The sequence below is a fragment of the Sphingomonas sp. DBB INV C78 genome (genome assembly GCF_042693015.1).
Lineage (GTDB): Bacteria > Pseudomonadota > Alphaproteobacteria > Sphingomonadales > Sphingomonadaceae > Sphingomonas_E.
Genome location: NZ_CP170544.1, coordinates 698,843 through 717,563, shown reverse-complemented (window position 1 = coordinate 717,563; position 18,721 = coordinate 698,843). Strand labels below are relative to the sequence as shown.

Here is an 18,721-nt window from a genome sequence, read left to right as displayed (position 1 = left end):
ATGCCAGCCTCCGCTGGGATGACGGGACTTTGTGGGTAATCTTATGGCAGACGGCGGACGGCAAGGATGAACCAGAGGCCGACAGCAACTCATAAGTTCCGCAAGACCGCGCTGGCACTCGCCATTGCGCTGGCCTTCACCACTCCCGCCGGGGCCAAGAAAAAGAAGGAGCCAACGCTCCCGACCGACGTCCCGTCCTTCACCGCCGATCCCTGGCCCAGCACCTATCACCCGCTGCCCCGCGCCGACATGCTGATCACCGGCGCGACCATCCTCGATGGCGCCGGCAAGCGGCTCGACAATGCCGACATATTGGTGCGCGAAGGCAAGATCGTCGCGGTGGGCCAGAATCTCGATCGCACCAACGTCACCCCTGTCGACGGGCACGGCAAATGGCTCACACCCGGCATCATCGACGTGCACAGCCATGACGGCACCTTCGTCGTGCCGCTCACCTCGATCGACGATCATGCCTCGGACGTCGCCGAGATCAGCGATCCCAACGTCGCCGACACCTGGATCGAACATGCCGTCAACCCGCAGGACGTGGCTTTCGGCCGCGCGCTCGCGGGCGGCGTGACGACGCTCCAGATCCTGCCCGGCTCCGAACCCTTGCTCGCCGGTCGCTCGGTCGTGCTCAAGAATGTCCCCGCCACGACCATGCAGGGCATGAAATTCCCGGATGCGCCGCAGGGCCTGAAGATGGTCTGCGGCGAAAACCCCAAGGGCCATTTCGGCGAAGCCGGCCGTGCCCCCAACAGCCGCGAGGGCGAACTTGCTTTGCTCCGCGCCGCCTTCCTCTCCGCACAGGATTATGCCGAGGAATGGCGCGAATATGCCTCCGGTGAGGAGGATGATCGCCCGCGCCGCAACCTCAAGCTCGAAACGCTCGCCGCTGTTCTGAAAGGCGATATCCGCGTCCACACCCATTGTTATCGGGCGGACGACATGGCGATCATGCTGGGCCTCGCCAAGGAATTCCATTTCCGCATCGCCGCATTCCACCACGCCACCGAAGCCTACAAGATCCCCGGCCTGCTCAAGGAAGCCGGCACCTGCGCCGCGGTCTGGTCCGATTGGTGGGGCTTCAAGATGGAAGCGTCCGACGGCATTCGCGAAAACGCTGCCTTCGTCGATGCCGGCGGCGCCTGCGCGATGATGCATTCGGATTCCCCGCAGGTCGGCCAGCGCCTGATGATCGAAGCCGCCAAGGCCGCCGGCGCCGGCCGCCGCGCCGGCCTCACTTTGCCGCCTGAACAGGTGATCCGCTGGGTGACGAGCAACCCGGCCAAGGCGCTCGGCCTCGATGATCGCATCGGCACCCTCGCCGCCGGTTACAATGCCGATCTCGTGCTGTGGTCAGGCGATCCGTTCAGCATCTACAGCCACGCCGATCGCGTTTATGTCGATGGCGCGCTGGTGTTCGATCGCGCCAATCCCGCTTATCGTCCGCGCGCGGATTTTGAGCTCGGCCGTCCGGAGATCGCCCCGCGATGAAGCGCTTTGCCCTTCTCCTCGCCGCTCTGGCCGCCCAACCCGCCAGCGCCGAAACCGTGGCGATCGTCCATGCCCGCGCCTGGACGATGACGGCGGATGCGCCGGTCGAAAATGCAACTATCATCGCCCGTGATGGCCGCATCGTCTCGGTCGTGGCCGGCGGTGCCGCGCCCGCGGGCGCCAAGGTGATCGACGCCGCCGGCCGCCCCGTCACGCCGGGCCTGTTCAAGGCCGCAACCCAGATCGGCCTGACCGAAGTCACCGCGGCCCGCGAAACCAATGACCAGGCCGTCGCCACCGGTCCGCTCGGCGCGGCTTTCGACGTCGAATATAGCGTCAACCCGAACTCCACTTTGGTCGCCCAGGCGCGTGCCGACGGCGTTGTCGAAGCGATGGTCTATCCCGGCGGTTCAGCCGGTGCGCCCTTCTCGGGGCGTGGCGCGCTCCTCCATCTCGTCGAGGGCGAGGATATTCTCGATCGGCCGCAGGCAGCTTTGTTCGTCGCGGTCGGCACGGCAACCTCGGGCAAGGTGGGCGGTTCGCGGGCGGCACAATGGTCGCTGCTGCGCAACGCGCTCGATGAAGCGCGTCTCGGCGCCGCCCTCGATCCGCGCGAACGCCTGCTCAACCGGCTCGATCGGGCCAGCATCACGCCCGTCATCGAACGCCGCGTGCCATTGGTGATTTCCGCGGACCGCGAATCCGATATCCGTCAAGCAATTGGTCTTGCTAAAGAATATAATATCCGCATCGTCATCCTCGGCGGTGCCGAAGCCTGGCGGGTTGCCCCGCTGCTCGCCGCGCGCCGCATCCCGGTGATCGTCGATCCGATGCTCAACCTGCCCCTCAACTTCGATCAGCTTGGTTCCCGGCTCGATAATGCCGCCCTCCTCGCAAAGGCCGGCGTGACCGTCGCCTTCACCGTCCCCGGCTTCGGCATTCACCTCAGCTACAATGCCGGATCGGCACTCCGCGAAGGCGCCGGCATCGCCGTCGCCAATGGCCTGCCTTATGCTGATGGACTTCGCGCCATCACGCTCGGCGGTGCGCAGATCTGGGGTGACGAGGATCATCACGGCAGCATCGCGGCCGGCAAGCTTGCCGATCTCGTGATCTGGGACGGTGATCCGCTCGAACCCGCCTCCGGCCCGGCCATCGTGCTGCTCGGCGGCAAGCCCGTCTCGCTCGTCACCCGCCAGACCGAGCTTCGCGATCGCTACCGTCCCGGCCGCGACGATGCGCTGCCGCCGGCCTATCGGTGAAGCGCCTTGCCCTCATTGCCGCGGGGCTGATCACCTGGCCCGTCTTCGCCCACGAACCGGGCGAACTGGGTCTGCCCTGGCTTTCGCCGAGCACCACCGCCGGCGCCGCCGCCCCGGATGCGCCCGCCGTCCAGCTGCCCGGCCAGACGTTGCCGATGAAGCCCGCGCGGCACATCCGTTTCGAAACAGAGGCGGCAAGCTGGGCGTCGCTCTCGGTGTCGCCGGACGGCCGCAGCATCGCTTTCGATCTCCTCGGCGATCTCTATGTCATGCCCATCGCCGGCGGCCGTGCGAAGCCGATCGCACAGGGCCTCGCCTTCGATACGCAACCCGTCTTCTCGCCCGATGGCCGCTGGATCGCCTTTGTCAGCGATCGCTCGGGCGCCGAAAATCTCTGGGTCATGCGGCCGGACGGCTCGGGCGCCCGCCAGATCAGCTTTCGCGACGACGACACACCGCTGACCTCGCCGGCATGGAGCGCGGACGGCAAGGCCATCTTTGTCAGCCGCTTCCGCGCCGATCTCAACGGCTACGAACTGTGGCGCCACGATCTGTCGGGCGGGCAGCAGTTGCTCGCCCCCGTCCGCGCGAGCGCCGATCAGGCGCGCTCCGCCTTCACCAGCAGCATCGGCGCCTCCGCCTCGCGCGACGGCCAATATCTCTATTACGCCCGCCTCATCGGTGCGCCCGATTTCGACAAGCTTTCGCAATGGACGATCCGTCGCCGCGATCTGGCGAGTGGCGCGGAAACCGAGCTGCTCCCCGAACCCGCATCACGCCGCGGCGCCCCCGCCGGCGCCTTCTTCCGCCCGATCGTCTCGCCCGATGGCCGCTGGCTCGCTTATGTCACCCGCTTCGACGTCGAGACCGCGCTCCGCCTGCGCGAACTCGCGACCGGCGCGGACCGCCAGCTTGCCTTCCCCGTCCAGCATGATCAGGCCGAAGCGTCGAACTGGCAGGACATCTTCCCCGGTTTCGCCTTCACGCCCGACAACCGCAGTCTGATCGTCGGCCGCAACGGCGCGATCGAGCGGATCGACATCGCCACGTCCGCCGTGACGCCAATCCCGTTCACCGCCGCCGTCGATGCCCAGCTCGGCGCGCTCAAACGACCGGACATCCGCGAGGAAACCGGTCCCGTCCGCGCGCGCTTGATCCAGACGCCCGAACTGTCGCCGGACGGCAGCCGCATCGCCTTCTCCGCGCTCGGCCGCATCTATGTGATGCCCGCCGACGGCAGCCAGCGCCCCCGTCGCCTGACGACGGCGGGCGATCCCGAATTCCATCCGACCTGGTCCCCCGACGGCGGCAGCATCGCTTTCGTCAGTTGGACCGCCAAGACGTCCGGCCATGTCTGGATCGCCCCCGCCGACGGTAGCGCCCCGCCCCGCCGGCTGACCGAAACAACGGACTTCTACACCAACCCCAGCTTCACGCCCGATGGCCGGTCGGTGCTGGCGCTCCGCTCTCCGCAAGCCGCGCGCCTCCTCACTTACATGGAGTTCGGCAATCAGCGCGAGGCGACTTTGGTCAGCCTCCCCCTCGATGGCGGCCCGGCTCGCGCGATCCTGTCGGCCAAGATGGGTGGCAAGCCGCACTTCGCCGCCAATCCCACCCAGGTCTATCTGAAATTCGCCGACGGCCTCAACGCGGTCGATCTCGCCACCGGCCAGCGGCGGCTTGCAGTCTCGATCGTCGGGCCGGGCTATTATTTCATCGAAGGCCCTGACAGCGCCGACGATGTCCGCATCAGCCCCGATGGCCGCCACGCGCTCGCTTTGATCGCCCAGCAACTCCATCTCGTCGATCTGCCCGCGGCCGATGGCGCCACCATCGACCTGTCCAAGCCCTCGCCCGATCATCGCCGGCTGACCGACGTCGGTGCCGATTTCTTCGGCTGGGCCGATGGCGGCCGCACGATCATCTGGGCCGTCGGCTCGACCATCTACCGCCAGCCGATCGACGCGAAGGCGCCAACCTCCGTCGAGGCCGTGGTCGAGCTTCCCCGCGACACGCCATCGGGCAGCATCCTGCTCCGCGGCGCCCGCGCGCTCACCATGAAGGGCGATCAGGTGATCGAGGATGCCGACATCCTCGTCACAAACGATCATATCGCCGCGATCGGCCCACGCGGGTCGCTCGCTATGCCTGCGGGCACCACGATCCGCGACGTCGCCGGCAAGACGATCGTCCCCGGCTTCATCGATACGCATGATCATGTGGCGGACGTCCGCCGCGACGTGCTCGACATGGAACCGTGGGGTCCGGCCGCGCGGCTGGCTTATGGCATCACCACCGCCTTCGACCCGTCGACCCTCACCATCGACGGCCTCGCTTATCAGGATCTCATCGACGCCGGCCTTGCGATCGGTTCGCGCATGCCGTCGACCGGCCCGGCGCTCTTCTCCTACAACCGCTTCGCCTCGCTGGACGAGGTGCGCGCCGTATTGCGCCGCTATCGCGATCATTATCGCACGTCCAACATCAAGGAATATCGCGCCGGCAACCGCCGCGTCCGCCAATGGGTGGCGATGGCCGCGCAGGAAATGGGGATGCTCGCCACTACCGAAGGCGCACTGTCGCTCAAGTTGGAACTGAGCCAGATCCTCGACGGCTATGGCGGCAGCGAACACGCGCTCCCCGTCATGCCGCTGGGTGACGACATCATCCGCTTCGTCGCGCAAAGCGGCACCAGCTACACCACCACCCTCCAGATCACCAATGGCGGCCCGCCCGCGCAGGACCAGTTCGTCGCGCGCGACAACCAGCATGACGATCCCAAATATCGCCGCTTCACCCCGCATTTCGCGGCCGACTTGAAGATGCGCGATCGCCCGTGGCACATCCCGTCCGACTACAGTTTCCCCGCCGTTGCCGCGGGCGCAGCCGCGATCCAGCGTGCGGGCGGCCTCGTCGGCATGGGCGCGCATGGCGAACTGCCCGGCATCGGCTTCCATTGGGAGATGGAAGCGCATGTGATGGGCGGGATGACACCAGCCGAGGTGCTGCACGCAGCCACCATCGGCGGCGCGACCACGATCGGCCGCGCGGCCGAATTCGGCAGCCTTGAGCCCGGCAAATATGCCGATCTCGTCATCCTCGATGCCGATCCGCGCGTCGACATCCGCAACAGCCGCCGCGTCTCGGCGGTGATGAAGAATGGCCGCCTCTACGACGGCGCGAGCCTGGATGAACTGTGGCCGCGTCAGCGCCCGCATCCGGCGCCATGGTTTCAGGAAAAGGGGAATACAAAATGAAGTTTCTTGCGCTGTTGCTCGCCGCCGCCTTGGTCACGCCCGCCGCGGCCCAGGCAGCCGAACCGCCCAAAAGCTTTCCGAAGACCCTGGTCGAAATCTACCGCATCGTCCCCGGTCAGCATGAAGCCTTCCTGCGCTATGTCGCCAAGCTCGACGCGGTGAATGCGGAGGCCGGTCTGCCGCCCCGCCAGCTTTACGTCCACAGCGACGGCGAAGGCTGGGATTTCATGCTGATCCAGCCGGCCGAAACCCCCAAGGACAAGCAGGCCGCGCTCGACAAGGCATGGGAAAAGGCCGGCCTGCCCTCCGGCGCGGACTTCTTCTTCGAATTCCGCCAGTTCATCGCCGATCATAGCGACACCTTCGCCAAGGGCCCGATTACGGCGGCCGATTTCCTCGCCACGTCCAAGGCGAAGTAAATCCGATGCGGTTCTGGCGCGCGCTTCTGCTGCCGATGCTGACCTTGTTCTGCATCGCCGCAAAGGCCGCGCCGGAACCCATGGATGCGCTCGCGGAAAGCTATGTCCGCCTCGTCCTCCGCGTCGCCGCGCATGAACCCGCTTATCTCGACGCCTATTTCGGCCCCGAAAGCTGGAAGGCCGATGCCGAACGCACCGCCGGCACGCCGCAATCGCTCATCGCCGATGCCGATCGCCTGACGACCAGCCTCAAGGCCCTGCCGCAGGGCAAGGGCATTGAGGTCCAGCGCCGAGCCTTCCTGCTCGCCCAGCTTGGCGCTGTCCGCACCAAGCTCGCGCAGATGGCCGGCGCGAAGCCCTTGCCTTATGCGGACGAGGCCCTCGCCTTTTACGGCATCTCGCCCCCCGCCGGCACGCTTGCCGATCTCGATCCGGCGCTCGCGCGGATCGACGCGCTGCTGCCCGGCGAAGGCCCCCTCGCCGATCGCGTCGCCGCCTTCCGCAAGCTATATGAGGTAAAGCCCGATCGGCTCGATGCCGTCGCCCGCACCGCCGTCGCCGAATGCCGCCGTCGCACCCAGGCGGCGATCGGCCTGCCCGCTGGAGAGGATTTCCGGCTCGAAATCGTCCATGACAAGCCATGGGCCGCCTACAACTGGTATCAGGGCAAGGGCCACAGCCTGATGCAGTTCAACACGCGCTATCCGCTGGCGCTGGATCGCGTGCTGGAAACCGCCTGTCATGAGGCTTATCCGGGCCATCATCTCCACAACAGCCTGCTCGATGCCGAACTGGTGCAGAAGCGCGGCTGGGTCGAATTCAGCATCTATCCGCTATCGACACCCTTCTTCCTGATCGCCGAAGGCATCGGCAATGTCGCGCCGGAACTGGCCTTTACGGAGGCCGATCGCATCGCCTTCGAACGCGACACGCTGAACCCGCTCGCGGGCCTCGGCGCCACCGCCGATCCCACCCGCTACCGCCAGGTCGCCAGGGAATTGCAGGCGCTGAAAGCCGCCGGCCCGCTGGTCGCCGCCGACTATCTCGACGGCCGCATCGACCGCGAAACCGCAGTGGAAAGGATAAGCCGCTACGCCCTGCTCGATCGCCAGCAGGCCGAAGCCAGCGTCGATCTGATGCCGAAGTTCCGCAGCTACGGCCTCAACTACACGCTCGGCGAACAACTGGTCCGCACCTATGTCGAAGCCGCCGGCCCCGACCGCACCGCCCGCTGGGCCGCGCTGCGCCACCTGCTGACCGAACCGGTGACGCCTGCCGAACTGCTGGCTGTCGCAAACCACTAGCGCGAAGCGCCTATGCGAAACCGCTCAAAAAACTATATAGGTCGTCCATGCTTAGCAGGCGATCGACCCTCGGCGGTATCGGAGGGCTTTGGGCCGCCCTGGCACTTTCGCCGGGCCATGCCGCACGGCCGCCGATCAAGCTCCCCCGCCTTCGCATCGGCGATACGGTCGGCCTGATCGCCCCGGCCAGCGTGGCGGACGAGCCGTTCAACCTGGAGCTTGCGCAGAACAGCATGCGCGGCATGGGGCTGGTGCCGAAGCTCGGCCGACACGTCTCCGACCGGTTTGGCTATCTGGCCGGTACGGACCGGGACAGGGCGGCCGACATCCACGCCATGTTCGCGGACAAGACGGTTCGGGCCGTCTTCGCGCTACGCGGCGGCTGGGGCGGCGGGCGGCTGCTGCCGCTGCTGGACTGGGATCTCATTCGCGCCAACCCGAAGCTTCTCGTCGGGTTCAGCGACGTCACCGCACTCCATCTGGCCTTTGCGGAGCACGCCGGCTTCCCCACGATCCACGCGCCCAATGCCGGCAATCGCTGGGATGTGATCAGCTGGAACAGCTTCTGGCGGATGGCCTTCGCCGGCCAGGCCCCGCTTCTCAATGGCGCGGAGGGGCAGGACATCACGCAGGATCGCTGGCGCACCACGACCATCCGGCCCGGCAAGGCGAGCGGGCGACTGCTCGGCGGAAATCTGACAGTGCTGTCGACGCTGATGGGCTCGCCGTGGCTGCCGGACTTCGATGGGGCGATCCTGTTTCTCGAAGAGGTGGGCGAGGCGGAATATCGCATTGACCGAATGCTCAACCAACTCGCGCTGGCAGGCATACTCGGCAAGGTGGCAGGCGTGGTCTTCGGCCAATGCTCCCGCTGCACCAGCAATGTCGCCGATTATGCGGGCTTCACCGTTCCGCAGATCCTCGATCAATATCTATCGCCGCTCGGCATTCCTGCCTTTTCAGGCGCCAATATCGGTCATGTCAGCAATCAGCTCAGCCTTCCCGTCGGCGCGCAGGTGCGTATCGACGCCGAAGCGGGCACCATTCTGCTCCTCGATCCCATCGTCGCCTAAGCCCAAGGCCTTCAGCCCAGTCGCTCCCGCACCCAAAGCGCGCCGTCCTCGATCGCCTCAGCCGCCACCTTGGCCACCGCCACGGCCTCGATGAAGCTGTGCGTCGCGCCCGGATAGGTCTTGGCGCGAACCTCGACGCCGGCCGCGAACAGGGCGCCGCCCATCGCCGCGCTCTGTTCGGCCAGCACGTCGCATTCGGCGATCACCAGGAAGGCCGGTGGCAGCCCTTCCAGATCGGCCAGGATCGGGCAGGCGAACGGATCAGCCCGATCGGCAGGACCGCTCACATAATTGCTCCAGAAATATTCGACCTCGGCCCGGCTCAGGATCGCGCCCTCGCCGCCATGCCGCGCCTCCGCCGCATCCGAACATTCTGCGCCGAAACCGCCATAATTGAGCAGCATCGCGTGCAGGCGATTGCCGTGCCCGGCGTCGCGCAGCCGCAGCGCCGTCGCCACCGAAAGATTGGCACCGGCGGAATCCCCACCGATCGCGATGCGCTCGGGGTCCATGCCATAAGCCGGGCCGTGCGCCACCAGCCACAGCGCCAGATCCTCGATCGCGTTCAGCGCAGCCGGATATTTCGCTTCGGGCGACAAGGGATAGTCCGCACCAACAACGACGAAGCCGCCGCGCGCCGCATATTCGCGCATCACGCGGTCGTGCGTGTCGATGCTGAACAATGTGAAACCGCCGCCGTGCAGATAGATCAAGGCCGGCGCCGGGGCGCCCACTTCGGGGTGATAGAAGCGCACGCGCATCTGGCCCGATCGCGTTGGGACCATCAGCGTTGCGATGCGCGCCATCTCGGGTCCGCCCTTGGCCCAGGGCGCGCGCACCGCCTCCACAACCCGGCGGGCCTCGGCTACGGGTAAGTCGGCAATCGGCGGATGCTCGGCATAGGCCGCGGCAACCTTGTCGGTGAAGGCGCGGATTTCCGGATCGATGTTCGGGCGGGTCATGCGGGCACTCCGGCGATTGAAGCCGCATTCTAGCGACTTACCGCGTGGCCGCCTTTCTACACCGGATCAATGATCGTCGTGTCCGGGCCGCGTCCAGGCGGTCGCATACTGGCTCGGCGGCACGCCGAAGGAGCGATGAAACATCGCCGTGAATGCGCTCGGGCTTTCATAGCCGACGTCGAAGGCGACATTGGTGATCGACGCGCCCGATGCCAGCAGCGACAGCGCTTCCATCAGCCGCACCTGCTGGCGCCACGTCGCCAGCCCCATGCCCGTATGCTGCTTGAACAGCCTCGTGAAAGTCCGCCGGCCCATGCCCGCGATGTTCGCCCAATCGTCGATGTCCCGCGGGTCGGCGGGGTTGTCGAGGATGATCTGGCAGACCCGCAGCAGGCGCCGGTCCTCCGGCATGCGCACCATCACCGGGATGTTCGGCATGCGCTCGATCTCCTCGATCAGCAGCCTCACGATCCGCCCCTCCCGACCGCCTTCGTCATAGGCCGGCTCGAAACCGAATACTTCCTGGATCAGCGCGCGGACCAACGGCGAAACCTCGAACACGCGGCATTCGTGCGGCAGGCTTTCGATATTGGGATCAATGAAGAGCGTGTGGATGTTCACCGGCCCGCGGCAGATGGCGGTGTGGGTGGTCCCCGCGGGTAGCCAGATCGCCCGGCGCGGCGGCAGCACGAAGCTAGACGTCTCGGTGACAACCAGCATCACGCCCGAATTTGCGTAGGAAAGCTGGGCGCGGTCATGCGCGTGCGAAGGATCGACGAAGCCCGCCGGATAATCATCCTCGAACCCCATTACCGGCCTGATCGCCAGGGGGTAATCCAGGCTTCGCTTCACTGGCCCATCTCCACCGATTTCGACCAATATAGCCGATGCGGGCCAGACGCTTCAATACGGCTTGAAGGGTGCTGTCGACCACGCTCATGAACTATCTGTCATCTGCGCATCATCTCACTGACAGCCGCTGCACAGTAGGAATGGCGCATGGGCGGATCTTCACTTCCGGGCCGCCGGCAACCATTCCTCCTGCTAGCGGTCGCCACCGCATTGACGACCGTCGCTGTCACGGCATGGCTGCTGCTCAGCCCCTTGCGGCAGCCGCTCTGTCGACTGGAAGGCAATCGGGCCGCCGCCGCACCCATGCTGACGGACCTCACCTTTGGACCAATGCCCGGCCGCCACGCTCTCGTCGTCACCAGCCTGCGGTCCTCCGGCGAAGCCGAGCAAGCGGGCGTCCGCGTAGGCGATCAGCTGGAAGCCGTCACCCACCGCCGCATCGACACTATCGAAACGCTGCGGCGCGTGGTGAAGGCGAGCGCCGGACAGATGGTATCGGTTCAGTTGCGCCGTGGTAATGAACACTACGCGATCGAGCTTGATCCCAGCGTGCAGGGCTGCCCATGACCCACAAGATCCTGGTCGTCGAAGATGATCCCGCGGCGGCCGCCTATATCATCAAGGGTTTCAGCGAAGCGGGCTTCACCGTCGACCATGCCAGCGACGGCCGCGATGGCCTGTTCCATGCGACCGACGGCCGCTACGACGCCATCATCCTCGATCGCATGCTGCCGGGGCTGGACGGCATGGCGGTGCTCGGCGCGCTTCGGGCGGCAAAGATCGAAACCCCCGTCATCATTCTTTCCGCGCTCGGATCGGTCGACGATCGCGTCGGCGGGCTGACCGCCGGGTCGGACGACTATCTGACCAAGCCCTTCGCCTTTGCCGAGCTTCACGCCCGCATCAACCTGTTGCTGCGCCGCCGCGGCTCCGGCACCGCCCCCGAAATCCGCCTGGCCTGCGAGGATATGGAAATGGACCTGCTCGGCCGGCGGGTGAAACGCGCGGGCCGGTCGATCGACCTCCAGCCCCGCGAGTTCCGTCTGCTGGAATTCCTGCTGCGCCATCGCGATCAGGTGGTGACGCGCACGATGCTTCTCGAAGGCGTCTGGGACTATCATTTCGATCCGGGCACCAATGTCATCGACGTACATATCAGTCGGCTGCGCAAGAAGATCGACGACGGTTTCGATCGTCCTTTGCTTCATACGGTGCGCGGCGCCGGCTATCGCCTGGGCGGGGAAGCCTGATCCGGTGCGCGTGCCGGGCTTTCTCCGCTCCTCGACGTTGCGCTTCGTCGCTTTGGTCTTTGCCCTTCAGATCGGGTCGGCGGCGCTGCTGTTGCTCGTGGTTCATCACCGCACGTCCGAAGAACTCGAACAGATCGCGCTCGATGAAGCGACCGAACTGCGGGACGACCTTGTCGCCAGCTTCGACGAAGGCGGCGTAGCCGCGATCCGCGCTTTGGCACTCAGTCGCGTCGCCAGATCGCAGCGCGATGAATCCGTCATCCTCGTCGTCGGGCCGCATGGGCATGTCGTGACGGGCAATCTCGGCGCCTGGCCGCCGGACCTGAAGCCCGATGGCCGCTGGCACCAGATCACGCTCTATCGCGTCGATTCCGATCGCCCTGAACGGATGATCGCATCGGTGACGCGCCTGTCGGACGGATCGCGCCTGCTCGCCGGCCATGTCATCGAAGGCAGTCTCCAGCTTCGCGCCGTGGTCGAGGAAGCGATGTTGAGCGTGCTGCTCCTCGCCTTGCCGGTCGCCTTGCTGGGCGCGATGATCGCGGGCCGTGTCATCAATTCACGGGTCAGCGGCATTGCCGCCACCGTTCAGTCGGTGCGAACAGGTGATCTTTCCCGCCGCGTCAGACTGGATGGTTCGGGTGACGCATTCGAGGCACTGGGGATCGCGATCAACGCGATGCTCGACCGGATCGAAGCGCTCGTCACCGAACTGCGTATCGTCACCGACGGCCTCGCCCACGACTTGCGCTCTCCCCTCACCCGTTTGCGCGCCAGCCTCGACCGTGCCTTGGCCGACACCCAGGACGACACCGCCCTTGCCGCCCTGCAGTCGGTTTCCGTGGAGGCGGATGGGTTGCTGGCGATGCTTTCGACCGCGCTTCAGATCAGCCGCGCGGAGGCGGGCATCGGCCGCGATCGCTTTGTGGCTGTCGATCTCCCGGCGATGCTCGCCGACCTCGCCGAACTCTACGGTCCGCTGGCGGAAGAACGGGGCTTCACGCTGGAGGTCGCCGCAGACGACGACATCCAGCTATCCGCCCATCGCGAGTTGCTCGGTCAGGCGCTCGCCAATCTGATCGACAATGCGATGAAATATGCACGGCCCGACAGCCGTATCCGGTTGCGGGCGGCCATGGCGGGTTCGACCATCGAACTGGGTGTGGCCGATGATGGGCCAGGCATTCCGGCCGAACGGCGTGAGGAGGCTGTTCGCCGGTACGCGCGGCTCGATCCATCGCGTCACATCGCCGGGGCCGGCCTGGGGCTTTCGCTCGTCGCGGCTGTGGCGCGGCTGCACGGCGGCGCGATGATCTTGCGCGATCTCGACCACGGTTTTGAAGTGGTGCTGCGCCTGCCCCCCAACCTTTGATCGAGGGGGGAGGCCCGATCGACGCGTTACTGGACGCCTGCGTCGATCGGGCCCGGCCAGGGGCGCATGCGAGTCTGGCGCGGCCCGGCCTGGGAGGGATCGGCGGCGACAGGGGGAGCCGGTGCCGATCCGTCCATTGTGGCGCGTCGGTTGGGTTTAGTTGGTCTTCTTGGCGGTCTTGCTGTGGGCGGCCTTGGCCGGCTTTTCCGCCTTGGCATGCTTGGCCGGCTTTGCCGCCTCGGTCTTCGTGGCGCTGGTGGTCGCGGCGCTTGCTGGGGCAGCGGCGATACCGAAGGCGGCCAGGCCCGAAAGCAGCGCGGCGGACATCAGGCGATAATGCGTGTTCATGATCTATCTCCATCCATCGCCACGGAGGTTCCCGTGTGACAGATGCACTTGTGCCACCCGCCGCCCGACGGGGCCGTGGATGCCACATGAAACTTCGGTAAGATGCGCCGCTTATTCGGGCCGCAGGTCGAACCGCGCGATATAAGGCTGCAGCCGTTCGCGCACGACTTCGGGCACGATGCCATATTCCTGCGGCTCATACCGATGTATGCCGTGCTTGCCCTGTGGATTGTCGGCGATGAACGCCTTCATCCGGGCCGCGCCCTCTTCCGTCATCGGCAGGTCGAACGCATCGTATATCTTCTCGATCACGCCGAACTGATCCTGCACGAAATCGCTGAACATCACGTCATAGAGGATCGCTTGCGGGTATTCGCGTTCCGCCCGCAACCGCATGACATTCTCCAGCACGCGCTTCAGCCGCGCGGTCCAGTCCTCGGCGATCTCGGCGCGGTCGACATGGTCGCTGCCCATCGAACGGACGAGCGCCGTCAGGCTCGCATAGGATGTCAACGACTTCACCGGATCGCGATGCGTGAAGACGATGCGTGCATCTGGATAGGTTTCCAGCAACCGCTCAAGCCCCCACAGGTGCGCGCCGGTCTTCAGCACCCAGCGATCCAGTTGGTGGCCGGACTGGAGGTGCTGCAATTGCGCGTGGTGGAAGTCGTAGACGTGGTGCCAATCCGCGTCGCGGTCCACCCAGTCCTGATAGGCCGGCACACGGAACTGGTTGTGGAACAGGGGCGTGCACATCGTATCGCCCATCATCACCACGCATTCCTGCGACAGCTCCGCGCCCATCGGGTGCATCGCCTTGAAGAGGGTCCGCCGCGCATCCATCGGCGGGAAGCCTGCCTCGCACTGCGCGATCCGCCGGTCGCTGGCGAAGCTCGCCGTCTGCGGCGGCGGCGACGGGAAAGTGATCTCCCACGTCAGTGGCGCGCGATTGGATGGATCCTGTGCCAGGATATCGTGCAGGATCGTCGTCCCCGTCCGCGGAAAGCCGATGATGAAGACCGGCTTCTCGATCTTCTGCTCTGCAATCTCCGGGTAGAGCTTGCGATCGTTCACATAATGAAGCCGGTTGACGATATGGCCCAGGCAGCGTTCCTGCGCGATATATTTGCCGATGGGGTTGAGCCGCCCTTCTTTCTCCAGCGATTTCACGAAGATCGAAAGCGGCTCCACGAACGGCCCGCCGCCGACATCATCCAGGCCGGCGGTTCGCCGCCGCGCCTCGTCCAGCAGCGTATCGACATCGAACGGCAGCACGAAATCATCGCCCATCATCCCCTCCGATCCTCATTTCTTCGTAGACAAGGAATCGAAGGCCGATGTTGAACTCAATTCAATATAAGTAAAGGGTATGTCGGCCAGCTAGATCTCAAGCTGACGGGACAACCATTCCAGCTCCGGTCCTGCCAGCGTCGTGACCGACCGGCGCTGGTTCATGGGAATTTCCTCGCTGACCGCAATCACCGTCAACTTCCGTTCCTCGCAATCCATCGCGCGCCATTGCTCGATCAGGAGCCGCAGGGGCCCATGATGGAGGACATATTGGGCGTCGGCCAGAATGGCCTTGGCGTCCCACGGTATCTCCACAACGCTACCTTCCCTCAAAAAAAAGGGGGTGTACCGATCATTGACGATTATGCGTGACTAACGTCGCTAACCCTTTCTTGTTCACCGTTCTCGTCGACGCCCGCGACAGTCTGCCAATCATTGTGTCGATGAATCCAAGGCCTCGTGAGACCTCGTCCCATCAATTTCTCCAGCAGCGTGAATAGTTACTTTTGTTTTCAGCAATATCACCGCCAGCAACTCCAGGTCGGCGCATGAATTCTCGCTATCACCTCAACCCGCGATACCAGATTGGCACGTTACGACCCGGTAACGGTATCGGGCAAAATCTGTAGGAGTCTCCGGGGAAACCCTAGGGACGCAGTTATGGAAGCGCGTGCGGCAGGTCGCGATCCCATCCCTCATGCAGCACATCCGCGATCGCCGCGGCCAGGGTCTTCGGCCCATAGGGTTTCTGGACAAGCGCAAAGTTCATCGCCTCGCCGCCCGCTACTTCGGGGCTGTAACCCGTCGCGAGCAGCACGTGCTGATCCGGCCGGGTCTCGCGCAAGGTCCGCGCGAGGTCGAGCCCGGTCCGGCCCGGCATAACGATGTCGGAAAAGACGAGATCGAAACTGCGGTCGGCCAGCACCCCCAAGGCCTCGTCGGCCGATCGCGCCACCGTCACCGTGCAGCGCATCTCCTCCAGCAAGGTGCGTGCGAAGCGGCGGACATGATCATTGTCCTCCACCAGCAACACATCGAGATGATCCCAGGCCGCGTCCCCCGTGCGCTCGTCGACCTCGGGTATCGGGGCGGCCTTGGCGAGCGGCAGGATCAGGCTGATCGCCGTCCCCTTCCCTACTTCGGACTTGATCGTCGCCCGCCCCCCGGTCTGCGCCGCAAAGCCGTGGATCTGGCTGAGGCCCAGCCCGGTTCCCTTGCCCTCCGGCTTGGTGGTGAAGAAAGGTTCGAACACGCGCTCCAGCAGTTCCGGGGGAATTCCTGTCCCCGTGTCGCTGACGGTGACGCAGACCGCCTCCTCCTCGCGCACATTATGCGCGGCGATCCTCAGCGTCCCGCCATCGGGCATCGCATCGCGCGCATTGACGGCGGCGTTGAGCAGCGCCGTTTCCAGCTCCGCCGCATCGGCATGGATCGCGTCGAGCTTGTCCTCGATCTCGATCGCGACGGTGATGCGGCTGCCCAAGGTGCGCGCCAGCACCTCGCCCAGCGCGTCCAGCCGAACGCCGAGATCGATATCCTCCGGCTTCAAAGCCTGCCTCCGGCCGAAAGCGAGCAGGCGTGACGTCAGCGTCGCCGCCCGATCCGCCATCTCGACGATCGCATCCACATAGCGCCCCTGCCGGTCCGGGCTCAGATCCGGTTTCTTCAGCAGTTCGGCCGATCCACGGATGACCGTCATCAGATTGTTGAAGTCATGGGCGATGCCGCCCGTCAGTTCGCCCAGTGCCTGCAATTTCTGCGATTGAAAAAGCTGCGCCCGGGCGTCCTCCAAATCCTCCTGCGCGCGGCGTTTTTCGGTCACGTCACGCGTGATCTTGGCAAAACCGATCGCTTCGCCAGCCTCGTCGAAAATAGGGTCGATCACGACATGCGCCCAGAACAGCGTGCCGTCCTTGCGGACCCGCTGGGCCTCGCGCTCATAGCGCCCCTCGCGCATCGCCGTTTCCAGCGCGCGCTGGGGTTCGCCCGCCGCACGATCCTCTTCGGTGTAGAAACGCGAAAAATGCTGCCCGACGATTTCCTTCTCGGAATATCCCTTGATCAGCGCAGCGCCTGAATTCCAGTTGGTGATGATGCCATCGCGATCGAGCATATAGATCGCATAGTCACGCACGCCCTGCACCAGCAGGCGGAACCGCTGCTCGCTTTCGAACAAGGCCCGATCGGCGGCGCGCTTCAGGGTGATATCGCGGGTGATCTTGGCGAAACCCAGCAATTCCCCCTTGTCGTCGCGGATCGCATCAACGACGACATGAACCCAGATTTCGGTACCGTCCTTGCGGACCCGCGGCCCTTCGCTCTCATAGCGTCCCTCCGCGGCGGCGATGCCCAGGATGCGCTGCGGCATCCCTGCCGCCAGGTCCGCCGCGGTAAAGAAGCGGGAGAAATGCTCGCCGATAATCTCGTCGTCCTGATATCCCTTGAAGCGGCGTGCGCCGGCATTCCAGGTCGCGATCCGACCATCGGGATGAAGCATGTAGATGGCATAGTCGCTGACCGAGCTTACGAGCAGTTGGTAACGCTGTTCCATCGAGAGCAGGGTGAGCGGAGACGGATCGGTCACTATCGACTTTCGGGCAATGGACGATGGATACGCACGCGGCACAGGTGACGACCGTAACCAGTCTTGCACAGGGCAGGCGGCGGATAGATGGATCGCGCCCACTCGCTTCGGCTTAACACGGGTGAGCGTAACAGAAATTGGCAGCCGCGATACAACCAAGATTAAGCGGATGACGCCGTTGCCCGCGGTCGGCGCCGTTGCCGATCGCAGGCGGGGACAATGGGTCAGCAATACATATCGGACACGAAATCGGCCTTATGCCAGGCCCCGCTTATGTTTCACGCCATCTGGCGCGGTCGACGAGAATGACGGCGGCGCATTGCGGCTCCCACAACGCCGAACCCGACCATCGCCATCGCCCATGTCGAAGGTTCGGGAACGAGATTCTGGCCACTTGCCGCAATCGATACGGCGTCGAGCGCCGTCCCGAACGCGCCCTCGCCGGCATTCGACGTAAAGCGCAAGGTCGTCGTCGCTCCCGCCGCCGTGAACTGGAAGGTGTTCAGCAAATATTGCATGTCATCGCGCGACGCGCCTTGCAGGCCGGTGATTGTCGAGCTCGCGACGACCGTGGTGCCATCGATGGCGGCAATGATCGCCTGCTTGGCCTGGTCGCCACCATCGGGATTACCCGAAAGCCAATAGTTGACGGTGTAGAGCTGGCCCGCGACCGTATCGATCGTTTGCTCGATCGCACCCGGCTCGTTTCCTGCCAGATCGATGCTGTGGGTGCCGTCCTGGGCCTGCCAATATTCGTTGATCCAGTCGATCGACCCGCTGACCACCGTCCACCCCGTGACATCGGTATTTCCGACTCCGAGGGTGTTGAATGATCCGGTGGCGGGCTGCGGGTCGCCAAGCTCGAAACTGCCGTTGATCAACACAGCGGCATTGGCGGCGGGTGCTGCAAGCAAGGTCGCTAACAAACCAGTCACGATCGGACGCATGGCCTTCTCCTCTCCTGTCCCCGCTCATGTGCGCGCCCGTAACGTGGGCGCGCGGATTCCGCTTCCGGACGCGAAGACCGAAAGAGGAAAGCCGGGCCATTGCGACTGGCCGATATGCTTGAGATGGTGCTTGTCGGCCCGCGGCCAGCAAAGCACGTCTTCGTCACCGGACGGCGTTCGCCTCGGCCATTTATCTCATTGTAACTCTGATATTTTTATGACGACCCTCTATATCAGGATGGCTGTCCGATATCGGCGATCCACCCGACTTTTCGTGAACGACAATTTCTATTGTTCGCCGCAA

At 65.0% G+C, this 18,721-nt stretch carries 16 protein-coding genes; 9 read left to right on the top strand and 7 right to left on the bottom strand.

Features of this window, described 5'->3' with window-relative positions; translation table 11 throughout:
• The first annotated feature begins 66 nt into the window (after positions 1-66).
• From ACFB49_RS03650 to ACFB49_RS03625, 6 genes are read left to right on the top strand one after another with little or no spacing between them, the layout of a single operon-like run.
• Positions 67-1,497 carry an amidohydrolase family protein gene (locus tag ACFB49_RS03650; protein WP_380876083.1) on the top strand — a complete coding sequence of 477 codons (1,431 nt, stop codon included), beginning with the start codon at positions 67-69 and terminating at the stop codon, positions 1,495-1,497.
• Complete coding sequence (locus ACFB49_RS03645) at positions 1,494-2,759, top strand: amidohydrolase family protein (RefSeq protein WP_380876080.1); 1,266 nt, start codon at positions 1,494-1,496, stop codon at positions 2,757-2,759. The genes ACFB49_RS03650 and ACFB49_RS03645 overlap by 4 nt, the downstream gene beginning before the upstream one ends.
• Positions 2,756-6,016, top strand: coding sequence for an amidohydrolase family protein (locus tag ACFB49_RS03640; protein WP_380876077.1), 3,261 nt, complete (start codon positions 2,756-2,758; stop codon positions 6,014-6,016). Before ACFB49_RS03645 ends, ACFB49_RS03640 begins: the two co-directional genes overlap by 4 nt.
• A complete protein-coding gene (locus ACFB49_RS03635) occupies positions 6,013-6,435 on the top strand; it encodes a hypothetical protein (protein ID WP_380876074.1) in 423 nt (140 codons plus the stop codon). The genes ACFB49_RS03640 and ACFB49_RS03635 overlap by 4 nt, the downstream gene beginning before the upstream one ends.
• 5 nt (positions 6,436-6,440) lie before the next feature.
• Positions 6,441-7,739 (top strand): hypothetical protein, encoded by a 1,299-nt coding sequence (locus ACFB49_RS03630; protein ID WP_380876071.1) that lies wholly within the window; start codon positions 6,441-6,443, stop codon positions 7,737-7,739.
• A gap of 47 nt (positions 7,740-7,786) precedes the next feature.
• Positions 7,787-8,812 carry an LD-carboxypeptidase gene (locus ACFB49_RS03625; protein ID WP_380876068.1) on the top strand — a complete coding sequence of 342 codons (1,026 nt, stop codon included), beginning with the start codon at positions 7,787-7,789 and terminating at the stop codon, positions 8,810-8,812.
• Positions 8,813-8,823: 11 nt separating this feature from the next.
• On the opposite strand, the gene ACFB49_RS03620 is transcribed toward ACFB49_RS03625, so the two are convergent.
• The gene (locus tag ACFB49_RS03620; RefSeq protein ID WP_380876065.1) at positions 8,824-9,774 is read right to left on the bottom strand and encodes an alpha/beta hydrolase fold domain-containing protein; all 951 of its coding nucleotides are present in this window, start codon (positions 9,772-9,774) and stop codon (positions 8,824-8,826) included.
• 66 nt (positions 9,775-9,840) lie between these two features.
• Entirely contained in the window at positions 9,841-10,626 is a 786-nt protein-coding gene (locus ACFB49_RS03615) for a helix-turn-helix domain-containing protein (protein ID WP_380876063.1), read from the bottom strand.
• A 147-nt stretch (positions 10,627-10,773) separates the two neighbouring features.
• Between ACFB49_RS03615 and ACFB49_RS03610 the strand changes: the two genes are divergently transcribed.
• From ACFB49_RS03610 to ACFB49_RS03600, 3 genes are read left to right on the top strand one after another with little or no spacing between them, the layout of a single operon-like run.
• The gene (locus ACFB49_RS03610) at positions 10,774-11,193 is read left to right on the top strand and encodes a PDZ domain-containing protein (protein ID WP_380876060.1); all 420 of its coding nucleotides are present in this window, start codon (positions 10,774-10,776) and stop codon (positions 11,191-11,193) included.
• Complete coding sequence (locus ACFB49_RS03605; protein ID WP_380876058.1) at positions 11,190-11,876, top strand: winged helix-turn-helix domain-containing protein; 687 nt, start codon at positions 11,190-11,192, stop codon at positions 11,874-11,876. Before ACFB49_RS03610 ends, ACFB49_RS03605 begins: the two co-directional genes overlap by 4 nt.
• A 10-nt stretch (positions 11,877-11,886) precedes the next feature.
• Positions 11,887-13,248 (top strand): sensor histidine kinase, encoded by a 1,362-nt coding sequence (locus tag ACFB49_RS03600; RefSeq protein WP_380876056.1) that lies wholly within the window; start codon positions 11,887-11,889, stop codon positions 13,246-13,248.
• A 156-nt stretch (positions 13,249-13,404) separates the two neighbouring features.
• Here ACFB49_RS03600 and ACFB49_RS03595 read toward each other — a convergent pair whose 3' ends face one another.
• The 5 genes from ACFB49_RS03595 to ACFB49_RS03575 all read right to left on the bottom strand — a co-directional run bounded on the left by ACFB49_RS03595 (position 13,405) and on the right by ACFB49_RS03575 (position 18,417).
• A complete protein-coding gene (locus ACFB49_RS03595) occupies positions 13,405-13,596 on the bottom strand; it encodes a hypothetical protein (RefSeq protein ID WP_380876054.1) in 192 nt (63 codons plus the stop codon).
• A gap of 111 nt (positions 13,597-13,707) precedes the next feature.
• Entirely contained in the window at positions 13,708-14,886 is a 1,179-nt protein-coding gene (locus ACFB49_RS03590) for a sulfotransferase family protein (RefSeq protein ID WP_380876051.1), read from the bottom strand.
• A gap of 90 nt (positions 14,887-14,976) precedes the next feature.
• On the bottom strand, positions 14,977-15,201 hold the full coding sequence (locus ACFB49_RS03585) for a hypothetical protein (RefSeq protein WP_380876048.1): 225 nt from the start codon (positions 15,199-15,201) through the stop codon (positions 14,977-14,979).
• A 343-nt stretch (positions 15,202-15,544) separates the two neighbouring features.
• A complete protein-coding gene (locus ACFB49_RS03580) occupies positions 15,545-17,470 on the bottom strand; it encodes a PAS domain S-box protein (RefSeq protein WP_380876045.1) in 1,926 nt (641 codons plus the stop codon).
• Between the two features lie 278 nt (positions 17,471-17,748).
• Positions 17,749-18,417 carry a choice-of-anchor C family protein gene (locus tag ACFB49_RS03575; RefSeq protein ID WP_380876043.1) on the bottom strand — a complete coding sequence of 223 codons (669 nt, stop codon included), beginning with the start codon at positions 18,415-18,417 and terminating at the stop codon, positions 17,749-17,751.
• Positions 18,418-18,721 lie beyond the last annotated feature (304 nt).

Coding starts and splice junctions, on each gene's coding strand:
- ACFB49_RS03650 (WP_380876083.1), top strand. CDS start 67: ATGAACCAGAGGCCGACAGCAACTCATAAGTTCCGCAAGACCGCGCTG.
- ACFB49_RS03645 (WP_380876080.1), top strand. CDS start 1,494: ATGAAGCGCTTTGCCCTTCTCCTCGCCGCTCTGGCCGCCCAACCCGCC.
- ACFB49_RS03635 (WP_380876074.1), top strand. CDS start 6,013: ATGAAGTTTCTTGCGCTGTTGCTCGCCGCCGCCTTGGTCACGCCCGCC.
- ACFB49_RS03630 (WP_380876071.1), top strand. CDS start 6,441: ATGCGGTTCTGGCGCGCGCTTCTGCTGCCGATGCTGACCTTGTTCTGC.
- ACFB49_RS03625 (WP_380876068.1), top strand. CDS start 7,787: ATGCTTAGCAGGCGATCGACCCTCGGCGGTATCGGAGGGCTTTGGGCC.
- ACFB49_RS03620 (WP_380876065.1), bottom strand. CDS start 9,774: ATGACCCGCCCGAACATCGATCCGGAAATCCGCGCCTTCACCGACAAG.
- ACFB49_RS03610 (WP_380876060.1), top strand. CDS start 10,774: ATGGGCGGATCTTCACTTCCGGGCCGCCGGCAACCATTCCTCCTGCTA.
- ACFB49_RS03605 (WP_380876058.1), top strand. CDS start 11,190: ATGACCCACAAGATCCTGGTCGTCGAAGATGATCCCGCGGCGGCCGCC.
- ACFB49_RS03595 (WP_380876054.1), bottom strand. CDS start 13,596: ATGAACACGCATTATCGCCTGATGTCCGCCGCGCTGCTTTCGGGCCTG.
- ACFB49_RS03590 (WP_380876051.1), bottom strand. CDS start 14,886: ATGGGCGATGATTTCGTGCTGCCGTTCGATGTCGATACGCTGCTGGAC.
- ACFB49_RS03575 (WP_380876043.1), bottom strand. CDS start 18,417: ATGCGTCCGATCGTGACTGGTTTGTTAGCGACCTTGCTTGCAGCACCC.